The organism is Nocardia sp. NPDC003345 (assembly GCF_053589395.1).
On sequence record NZ_JBSFRU010000245.1, the window covers coordinates 1 to 9828 of the forward strand.

Here is a 9828-nt window from a genome sequence, read left to right on the forward strand (position 1 = left end):
CCCGGCCGCCGGAGAGGTGGTCGAGCGAGGCGATGGTCTTGGCGAGGGTGATCGGATCGTGCTCCACCGGCAGCGCGACCGCGGTGGACAGCTCGATACGTTCGGTGACCGCCGCCGCCATGGCCAGCGACACCCACGGGTCGAGGGTGCGCATATAGCGGTCGTCGGGCAGGGAGGCGTCACCGGTCTGGGGGTGCGCGGCCTCGCGCTTCACCGGGATATGGGTGTGTTCGGGGACGTAGAAGGAGCTGAAGCCGTGGTCCTCGGCGGCCTTGGCCGTGGCGGCGGGGGTGATCCCGCGATCACTGGTGAAGAGAACGATGCCGAAACGCATACCTGTGCCTTGTCTGTGTGGGAGTCGCCGTGCCGCGAAGTGGCCCCGGGGCGCGGCGGAGGGTGGGCGCGGTCGTCAGCGACCGTTCTGGGCGGCCTTACGGGCCTTCTTGTTGCGCTGGTCGATCTGGGCGCCGATCACATGGTCCAGTGAGGTACCGGCGGGCCAGCCCACGTAGTGGCACAGGAACAGCGAGATCTCACGCAGCTGGGTCTCGTCGAGTTCCTCGTTCTGCAGTGCGGCGCCGATCTGGATACCTGCGACGTCGAACAGGCCCTGGGCGGTGAGCGCGCCGAGTAGCAGCAGGCGGCGGTCACGCAGGGTGAGGCCGGGCCGCGACCAGATATCGGCGAACAGATGATCGGCGGTGACCGCGAAATGGTCGCCCGGGCCGTCCTGGAATTCCCATCCGTAGACCTCCGCCATCTTGGCCAGGCCGCGCTCGCGCACGGTCGGCTGGGGGGTGGGGTCGTCGCTCATATCGCTCCTTCTACGCCGGACGAGTCCGTCGAGAGTGTCTGGACAGGTGTACGGAATATAATTCGGACGATCTCCACCACGCAAGAACATGTTCTCGTTTCGGTCGCCCGGGCGCCCATCGCGGCGCCTGCGGCCGCGACATTCGCGAATCCGCCCGGACACCGAACCCATTCTGGGAAAATTGCTGAATCGTTGTCGGACACACCTGTCGGTGGTAGCGTCCAGACACATGTCCAGCTATGTGTCTCTTCCGCCGAATCGCCGCCCCCGGCGCCGGAAGAACTCGTTCTCGGACCGGGTAGACCACACGGCCCGGCTCCGGCGCGGGGCCACCCCCGCCGGAGGCGCCGGCCGGCCCCCGCGTCATCCCGCGCCCACCGCGCCGCGCGGCTCCGCTCACACCACGCCGAGGGAGTGCACATCATGAGAATCCAGGCCGATATGGACCTGTGCCAGGGCCATGCCGTCTGCGCCGGCGAAGCGCCGGACATCTTCTCCGTACCCAAACGCGGGCAGGTCGAGATCCTCGACCCCGAACCCGGCCCGGAGCACAAGGCCGATGTCGACAACGCCATCCGCTACTGCCCCACCCAGGCCCTCATGCTCGTCGCCGGCGAATCCGGCGACTGATCCACCTTCGCAACAGGTTCTTCGAAAGGGACAACACCGATGACAGGTTTCGATCGCGCCGAACTCGACGAAATGGTGCGCCGCTGGGTGGCCGAGAACGAGCGCTGCGAGAAACTGGGCGACTGGAAACCACTGGCCGAGATGTACACCGAGGACGCCACCTACGGGTGGAACTACGGCCCCAAGGACGAATTCATGGCGGTGGGCCGCGCCGAGATCCGCGATCTGGCCCTCGGCCAGGAGATGGAAGGCCTGGAGGGCTGGGAGTACCCGTACCAGCAGTTCGTCATCGACGAGCGCACCGGAGACGCCATCGGCTTCTGGAAGCAGACCTACACCACCACCCCGCGCGAGGACGGCAGCCTCTACACCGTCGACGGTATCGGCGGAAGCTGGTTCCGCTACGGCGGGAACTACCAGTGGTCCTGGCAGCGCGATTTCTTCGACTTCGGCAACGTCTCCTCGCTGTTCCTGGAGATGATGACCAACAAGGCGATGTCGGACGGTATGAACCAGCGCATCGCGAAGTCCACCGCCGGCCGGCTGCCCGGCTGGTACCGGATCGGCACCGCGCCGGCCTCCCTGTGGTGAGTCCGGTGACGGTGCCCACGAGCCGGTTCCACGCGCTGGGACGCGCGGAACTGGCCGCACTGGTTCCCGAACTGCTGCTGTGCGGTCAGCTCATCGATCGTTCGGGAATGGCACACTGCATCTCCGCCTTCGGCCGGGAGGGGATGGCCGAGGTCGCCATCGAGGAATGGCAGCTGTCGAGCCCGATCTATACCCGGCGGATGCAGCGGGCCCTCGGCTACACCGGCGACGATATCGTCACGATCTTCAAGGGACTGCAGCTCGATATCGGCGCGCCGCCGCAGTTCATGGACTTCCGGTTCCGGGTCGACGACGCCCGCCACGGCGAGTTCTGGCTCGACCACTGCGGCGCGCTGGTCGATGTCGAACCCATGGGCCCCGACTACGTGAAGGCCATGTGCCACGACATCGAGGATCCCACCTTCGATGCCACCGCGCTGGCCACCAACAAGTACGCCCAGGTGCGCCCCATCCACCGGCCGCCGCGCCAACCGGCCGACCGGCACCCGATGTGCGCCTGGACTGTCGTCATCGACGAATCGCATATCCCGCCGGAGGTGCCACGCAACGCGCATCTGGTCGCCGGATCGGTGGCCGCCGCCCTACCGCTGGCCGATATCGACCCCGCCGACGACGGGCTCGCCGACTACAGCGGACCGCTGCTCAGTGATCTGCGGTTCCCCGACTTCTCCCATTCCGCTCTGGTCCGGATCGCGGAGGAGGTGTGCCTGCAGCAGCATCTGCTGGTACTCGGGTTCATGGTCGCCGTGCACGAACGGACCGATGTCGATGCGGCGCTGGAGATCGGGCGCAAACAGCTCACCGGTATCGCCGGGGTCACCTCCGAACGAATCCGTGCCTGCCTCCGGCTCGGCGACGATATCGACGCTCTCGCCGCGGTCCTGCGTATCCATCCGGCGCTCAACCCCCTGCACTACACCGATGTCGATGTCGAGCCCGGCGTCGGTGTGGTGCGGGTGCGGTTCCCCGCCGCGAGCGGGGCGCTCACCGATCGCGGCTGGCTCTCCCTGATCGGGCCCGACCGGCTGGGGCCGCTGGATTCACTGGTGCGGGGTGTGAATCCGCGATTCGCGAGCCGGGTCGCCGAATCGGGGCCCGATGGGTGGACTGCCGAAATCGCTCTCGCCGAGGACCCGTTCGCCGAGGCGCCGGAGGTGGCGATCACCCGGTTCAGCACCGGCGTCGACTTCCGTTTCACCGACCGCGGGATACCGCTGCCCCTCACCGTTCTCTGACCCTCCCGCTTCGGGAGGATCCGGCACCAGCGCAGGATTGATATGGCCAATAATTTCGCCGACCTGTTCGAACATTCCGTCGACGCCATGCCCGACCGGATCGCCCTGATCGAGCGGGGCCGGCGTGTCACCTACCGGGAACTGGACGAGCGAGCCAACCGGCTCGCCCACCATCTGGCGTCGGTGGGGGTCGGGCACGGCACCCACGTCGGTTTCCAGATGCACAACGGTATCGACACGATGCAGACGCTCATCGCCTGCTTCAAACTCGCGGCCGTGCCGATCAATATCAATTTCCGGTACGGCCCCGCCGAACTCGCCTACCTCTACGACAACGCCGACCTCGAACATCTGGTCTACCACGCCTGTTACGGGGAAGCGGTCCGCGCCGCCGCGCAGCGTTCGCCGCGCCTGAAGTACCTGCTGTGCGCGGCCGACGACCGGGTCGCGGCCGATCCCGGGGTGGACTGCCTGGCCGAGGTGACCGCCGCTTCGCCCGCCACCCGCCCCGAGATCGCCCGCAGCGCCGACGATCTGTTCGTCATGTACACCGGCGGCACCACCGGCATGCCCAAGGGTGTGCTGTGGCGGCAGGAGGACATGTGGCGGGTCCTCGGCGGCGGGATCGATTTCTACAGCAACGAGCCGGTCACCGACGAATACCAGCAGTCGCGCACCGGTGCCGCCGGTGATCCCTCCACGTGGATGATCCTGCCGCCGCTCATGCATCTGGCCGCCATGATGCCCACCTTCATCGCGCTGTGGTCGGGTAACTGCGTGATCTTCGAACCGCATTTCGACGCGGCCACGGTATGGCAGACGGTGGCCGCCGAACGCCCGGGCGTCATGGTCATCACCGGCGACGCCATGGCACGGCCACTGATCGACTCCTATCGCGCCGACCCCGTCGACGCGACCGGCTTGTTCATGATCGCCTCGGGCGCCGCGCTACTCACCCAGCCGACGAAGAACGCGCTGCTGGGCCTGATGCCGAACCTGTTCGTCTCCGATTCCATCGGTTCCTCCGAAACCGGTTTCGGCGGTATCGGATTCGCGCAGAAGGACGACGATCCGGCCCGCAAACCCCGGGTGTCGATCGGGCGCGGCGCGATCGTCGTCGACGATGCCGGCCGGCCTGTGGTCCCCGGAGAGGAAGGGTGGCTGGCGAAAACCGGGTCGGTGCCGCTCGGCTACTACAAGGACGAGGCGAAAACCGCGAAGCTGTTCAAGGAGGTCGACGGCGCGCGGATCGTGGTGACCGACGATCGCGCCCGGTTGGAGGACGACTCCACCATCAGCCTCATCGGCCGCGGCAACATGGTCATCAACACCGGCGGGGAGAAGGTGTTCGCCGAAGAGGTCGAGGGCGTGGTGAAATCCCATCCCGCCATCTACGACGCGACCGTGATCGGCGTGGCCCACGACCGCTGGGGTCAGCAGGTCGCCGCGGTGGTCAGCCTCACCGCCGGGGCCGCCGGCGTGCTCGATATTGCCGATCTGCAGAAACATGTGCGCGAGCATCTGGCGGGATACAAGGTGCCGCGGGCGATCTGGATCACCGAGACGATCACCCGCTCACCCAGCGGAAAACCCGACTACACCTGGGCCAAGCAGTACGCCGCGGACCGCGGGCCCGACCACCGGCGGGACTGACCGCGCCGGGACAGGGCGCCCGCGGCGATATCACCGCTTCGAGTCCCGGCGCCCCTGCCCCGGTCCGCCCGGAGCCGAGCCCGCGCGGACCGGGGCATCCGCACGAAGCGCTGCCGGCCGCACACGCGATCACGGTCCGGCGGTGCCGTGACCGGCGGCGCCCAGTGCGTCGAGTATGAGGTCGAGCAGTCGGTCGGCCCGGTCGGGTGTCTCGTCGGCGGCCGTGGCCAGGGTGACGCCCAGGAGCATGGTGGTGACATCGTCGGGGTCGATATCGGCGCGCAGTGCGCCCGAGCGGGCTCCGGCGGCGAGCAGGGTCGCGATCGTGGCGGTGATGCGTTCGCGCGTGGACGAGGCCGCCGGACCGCCCGCGGCGCTCGCGGCCCGGAGGCTGCCGATCATGGCGCGTTTGGTCGCGACGAATTCGGTGTAGCGGTCCATCCAGGCGCGCAGCGCGCGCTCGGGCGGCAATTCGGAGAGCAGGGTGTCGGCGCCGGCGGTGACATCGTCGAGTTCGGCGGCGTAGACCGCGTCGATCAGCGCCTCGCGGGTCGGGAAATGGCGGTAGAGCGTCCCGATACCGACACCGGCGTCGCGGGCGATGGATTCCAGCGCGGCGGTATCGGAGGCGGTGAACGCGGCGCGAGCGGCGGTGAGCAGCCGATCCCGGTTGCGGCGGGCGTCGGCGCGGGTGGGACGGCCCACGGCGGGAGCCTGCGCGGGTCCGGAGGGCGGCGGGTCGGGTGAAATCAAAACGGAGGCACCTCCGGTAGTGCTACAGTCGACGTAACGGAGGCTCCTCCGTTTCATCCATCGTCTCATGGAAGCGGGATCTGTCATGACCGCATCTACCCCGCCCGCCGCCTCCGCCCGCCCCGGAGGTGCCGGCGTCCTGGCCGGCCGCGCCGTCTCCCGGGTCGGCTACGGGGCCATGCAACTCGAACGGCTACGGGGCAACCGCGACGGCGCGCTGGCCGTGCTGCGTCGCGCGATCGAACTCGGTGTCGACCACCTCGATACCGCCCACTTCTACGGCGACGGTTTCGTCAACGACGTGATCCGGGAGGTACTCGGCGGGCGGGACGACATCCTCGTGGTCAGCAAGGTCGGCGCCACCCCGGATCCCGGTGGGCCCTTTCCGATGCGCCTGGCGCAGCGGCCCGAGGAGTTGCGGGCCGGAGTGGAGGACAATCTCACCGGCCTCGGTATCGAACGCCTTCCCGTGGTGAATCTGCGGCGCGCCACCCACGGCCCCGGCCTGCGCGCCGAAGGGAACCAGGTGGTCGATCTGGATGATCAGCTGGCGGAACTCGTCGCCCTGCGCGCCGAGGGCAAGATCGGCGCGATCGGGCTCAGCAATGTCGATATCGCGGAACTGCGGCGCGCGCTCACCGTGGAGCCGGTCTGCGTGCAGAACTCCTACAGTCTGGTCTCTCGCGACGACGAGGAGATGCTGCGGATCTGCCGCGCCGAGAACATCGCCTGGGTGCCGTATTTCCCTCTCGGCGGCTCCTTCCCGGGCCTGCCGAAGGTCACCGGCGAACCGGCCGTGACCGCCGCCGCACGGCAGCTGGGACGCACTCCGGCGCAGATCGGCCTGGCCTGGCTGCTCCACCACGCCCCGAATGTGCTGCTGATTCCCGGCACCGCCGATACCGGCCATCTGGAAGCGAACATCGCCGCGGGCGCGATCACCTTCGACGCCGAAACACTGGCGGCGCTGGACGAGGTGCCGAGCCGGTCCGGCGATATCGCGCTCGGGCAGCTCGCCCGGCCCGGATCCGCCGAACGGTAGGGGTCGGGGAACCCATAGTGGATGGCGTGGCTAGTGCATCAGCTCGGCGTGGGCGTGCTCCGGCGCCCTCGGGCAGACGTAGAGCTGCTGGTCGTAGCCGCTGCCTATCTGGACCGCGGTGTGGTTGAAGCCGATGAGTGGTTCATGGGCCGGTTCCTCGCGCGGGAGCCAGCTGCTGCCCGCGCGGGCCTCGAACGTGGCGATGGTCAACAGGGCATCCATATCGCTGTCGCAGGTAGGGCAGCGCCGAGGGGCCGGGTCTGTGGCGCCCCAGCGAGGCCGGCCGCCGACCTTCCAGCCGGGTGCGCCGGCCAACTCGTTGTCGTAGAACTCGTAGGGGTACGACGCGTAGGCGCTGTCCACACCCGTGCCGGCTGCCTGCCACACGCTCCAGTCTCCGATCTGCGCCTGGAGTTCCTTGCTCAGCTCCCTGTGGTCGGGGTATTCGGTGACCCGCTCCGGGTTGAGCAGGCACGGCTCGGGCAGATAGTGGTCGAACTGCATCGCGGGCGGCTCGGGGGGCGTGGCGAGAACGGCGGTGACCGTGGCGGCCGATCGCCAGAACAGCGCGGTCCTGGGCATGATCGGGTGGTCGAAAGGGCACCACAAGACCTGGAGCAGGTCTGCACCTTCAGGCGTGTGCAGATCGGGCACGTCTCGTGCGTACAGCTGTGCGACCGGAAGCATCGCTATGGAGCCCTCATACTGGGCGATCGCCGGCTCGAACGGATACTCCCGCGGGGGGCGGATTCGTGCGAGGGTCTCGCGTTCCTGCGGGGTCGGAGTCCTGCCGCGCGAGGCGAAACGGATTCGTCGTTCCAGCCGCACCTGCGCCGGAGACAGGGCCGGGTTCATTCCGTCCACTACGTGCGGTCCGTCGCAGTGCGGCCACGGTTCGTCGGCGGGCCAGAGCAGCGGGCCGCCGACGGAACTGTCCTGCGGTGCGGGCGACCCCGGGCGCGGGTGCAACCGGGTCGCGGTGCGGGCCAACGCGGCCAGTCGAGGGAAGACGGTGGTGACGTCGAACGGTCGCGGCGGAGTGGTCGGGGTGATGGGCACGGCCGCGATCTTGCCGAATGACTCCGACAACCGCGGATCGCCGCGATATGCCGGGTCTCGGGTCAGAGGCCGCCGCGCGGTCGTCCGCGGCCGTTACGCGGCGCGTCGACGGGTGACTCGGTTATCAGGTCGGCGCAGGACTCCCCGGCCACCGTCAACGGTTGGAGGGCGGCACCGACTGGTGTTCCGGGGCGGGGGCGATTCGTTCGAGGATGCGTAGCGAGCTGGTGACCGAGACCTCCCGGAATTCTCCGCTGTCGAGGGCGCGGCGGTAGATCCCGTAGGGCGCCTGACCGCCGTCGGCGGGGTCGGGGAACACATCGTGGATGGCCAGGCCGCCACCGGGGACCACCCATTTGACCCAGCCGCGGTAATCGCGGTCCGCGGCCTCCTCGGTGTGCCCACCGTCGATGAACAGGAACTCGATCGGGGTCCGCCAGGTGCGCGCGACCTGCGCGGAGGCGCCGACGATCGCGAGAACGGTATCGCTGAGCCCGGCGGAGTCGATGGTGTGCCGGAACCGGGGCAGGGTGTCGAATCGGCCAGTGACCGGGTCCACCAGGGTGGTGTCGTGGTACTCCCAGCCGGGCTGGTGCTCCTCGGAGCCGTGGTGGTGGTCGACGGTGAAGACCACCCCGCCCTGGGTGCGGGCGGCGGCGCCGAGCAGGATCGCCGATTTTCCGCAGTAGGTGCCGATTTCGGTGATCACCCCGCCCCGGCAGTACTTCACCGCCGCGGCGTGCAGAGCGTGCCCCTCGTCTTCCGGCATGAATCCGGTGGCCCGGCGGGCATGCTCGAACAGTTGCTCGTCGGTCAGCGGGGTCGTGGGGGCTGGCGAGGTCATACGGGCTGTGGGCTCACTTCCGGAAACGCGGCTGTCGGCGGAGACCGACCTTACTCGACGGGCGCCCAGCGGCGACGATGTTGCTCGGGCACTGCACCGACACTACTATCTAGACACATGTCCGAAGGCGATTCCAGAATTCTCGAGGCCACTCGGCGCCGGCTGAGCGGAAAGCAGGCGGACACCGTGGACCGGCTCACCCGGGCCGCGATGGAGGTACTGGCCCGCGAGGGCTTCGCCGGACTCACCATCCGGATGGTCGCCGGCGCCGCGGGGGTGGGCACCGCCACCGCCTACACCTATTTCTCGTCGAAGGAACATCTGGTCGCCGAGATCTTCTGGCGGCGGATCCGCGCCTCGCAGACTCCGGTCAGCCGCGACGCCGACCCCACCGTACGGGTCCTCGCCGAACTACGCGGCATCGCGCTACTGGTGGCCGACGAACAGGAATTGTCGGGCGCGGTCACCAGTGCCCTGCTCGGCCGCGATCCCGATGTCGAACATCTGCGCACCAGGATCGGGATCGAGATCCGCGCGCGCATCACCCGGGCACTGGAACCCGAGGCCGATCCCGAAACCGTGGAATCGCTGGAACTGCTGTACGCGGGAGCGCTGGTACGCGCCGGAATGGGCTACGAATCATATGCCGATATCGCCGACCGGCTGGAACGAGCGGCGCTGCTCGTCCTGAAATAGCGGGCCCGGTCGGTCAATCGCCGACGCCGGCGGCAGCCTGGCCGTTCACGGGGTTGCGGCGGGAGTGCGAGAACACCAGCCGCGCGAACTCGCCGAGCAGTTCCTCCAGGCACACCTGCTGGCCGGCGGCCACCATCTGCTGGTAACCGATCAGCATGGCCATACCGAGTTCGGTGTCCACGGCGGCGATACGCTCGTCGGCCACCACGGCCATGATCGTCTTGCGCACGGTCCGGCGACGGGATTCGTCGACCCGTTTGAGCGCCACCCCGACCGCCTCGTCGTTGGCGGCCCACGCTCTGATCGCCGCCTCGGCGCGGTGATGCAGGCCCAGGGTGAGATCCGACAGGGCCCGGATCGCCTCCTGCGGAGCGGAGGGATCGAAATTGAGAGTCCGCAGGATCAGCACCTGCCGGTTCTCCCAATGTTCCAGCAGCGCGCCCACATACGACTGCCAGCTGCCGAAATGATGGTAGAACGAACCGCTGGT

General features: G+C 68.6%; 12 protein-coding genes. 6 read left to right on the plus strand and 6 right to left on the minus strand.

The window, feature by feature from the left end; translation table 11 throughout:
* Positions 1 to 334, minus strand: a 334-nt coding sequence (locus tag ACWDU1_RS23165) for an LLM class flavin-dependent oxidoreductase (protein ID WP_450001459.1), incomplete at its 3' end; no start/stop codon positions are given.
* A gap of 75 nt (positions 335 to 409) precedes the next feature.
* Entirely contained in the window at positions 410 to 814 is a 405-nt protein-coding gene (locus tag ACWDU1_RS23170) for a carboxymuconolactone decarboxylase family protein (protein WP_450001461.1), read from the minus strand.
* Positions 815 to 1237: 423 nt separating this feature from the next.
* On the opposite strand from ACWDU1_RS23170, the gene ACWDU1_RS23175 reads away from it, so the two are divergent.
* From ACWDU1_RS23175 to ACWDU1_RS23190, 4 genes are read left to right on the plus strand one after another with little or no spacing between them, the layout of a single operon-like run.
* Positions 1238 to 1444, plus strand: coding sequence for a ferredoxin (locus tag ACWDU1_RS23175; RefSeq protein ID WP_450001463.1), 207 nt, complete (start codon positions 1238 to 1240; stop codon positions 1442 to 1444).
* 39 nt (positions 1445 to 1483) lie between these two features.
* Positions 1484 to 2035 (plus strand): nuclear transport factor 2 family protein, encoded by a 552-nt coding sequence (locus ACWDU1_RS23180; RefSeq protein WP_450001465.1) that lies wholly within the window; start codon positions 1484 to 1486, stop codon positions 2033 to 2035.
* A gap of 5 nt (positions 2036 to 2040) precedes the next feature.
* Complete coding sequence (locus ACWDU1_RS23185; RefSeq protein ID WP_450001467.1) at positions 2041 to 3291, plus strand: hypothetical protein; 1251 nt, start codon at positions 2041 to 2043, stop codon at positions 3289 to 3291.
* Positions 3292 to 3333: 42 nt separating this feature from the next.
* Positions 3334 to 4944 carry an acyl-CoA synthetase gene (locus tag ACWDU1_RS23190; RefSeq protein WP_450001468.1) on the plus strand — a complete coding sequence of 537 codons (1611 nt, stop codon included), beginning with the start codon at positions 3334 to 3336 and terminating at the stop codon, positions 4942 to 4944.
* 129 nt (positions 4945 to 5073) lie between these two features.
* On the opposite strand, the gene ACWDU1_RS23195 is transcribed toward ACWDU1_RS23190, so the two are convergent.
* The gene (locus ACWDU1_RS23195; protein ID WP_450001476.1) at positions 5074 to 5694 is read right to left on the minus strand and encodes a TetR/AcrR family transcriptional regulator; all 621 of its coding nucleotides are present in this window, start codon (positions 5692 to 5694) and stop codon (positions 5074 to 5076) included.
* Between the two features lie 88 nt (positions 5695 to 5782).
* Here ACWDU1_RS23195 and ACWDU1_RS23200 point away from each other — a divergent pair, with 88 nt between their 5' ends.
* On the plus strand, positions 5783 to 6739 hold the full coding sequence (locus tag ACWDU1_RS23200; protein ID WP_450001469.1) for an aldo/keto reductase: 957 nt from the start codon (positions 5783 to 5785) through the stop codon (positions 6737 to 6739).
* Positions 6740 to 6769: 30 nt separating this feature from the next.
* Here ACWDU1_RS23200 and ACWDU1_RS23205 read toward each other — a convergent pair whose 3' ends face one another.
* Positions 6770 to 7798 carry a hypothetical protein gene (locus ACWDU1_RS23205; protein ID WP_450001470.1) on the minus strand — a complete coding sequence of 343 codons (1029 nt, stop codon included), beginning with the start codon at positions 7796 to 7798 and terminating at the stop codon, positions 6770 to 6772.
* A 154-nt stretch (positions 7799 to 7952) separates the two neighbouring features.
* Entirely contained in the window at positions 7953 to 8642 is a 690-nt protein-coding gene (locus tag ACWDU1_RS23210) for a class I SAM-dependent methyltransferase (protein ID WP_450001472.1), read from the minus strand.
* 117 nt (positions 8643 to 8759) lie between these two features.
* On the opposite strand from ACWDU1_RS23210, the gene ACWDU1_RS23215 reads away from it, so the two are divergent.
* Positions 8760 to 9338, plus strand: a complete 579-nt coding sequence (locus ACWDU1_RS23215; RefSeq protein WP_450001473.1) for a TetR/AcrR family transcriptional regulator — start codon at positions 8760 to 8762, stop codon at positions 9336 to 9338.
* A gap of 13 nt (positions 9339 to 9351) precedes the next feature.
* On the opposite strand, the gene ACWDU1_RS23220 is transcribed toward ACWDU1_RS23215, so the two are convergent.
* Positions 9352 to 9828: TetR/AcrR family transcriptional regulator (locus ACWDU1_RS23220; RefSeq protein WP_450001475.1), on the minus strand; the 477-nt coding region annotated here is incomplete at its 5' end.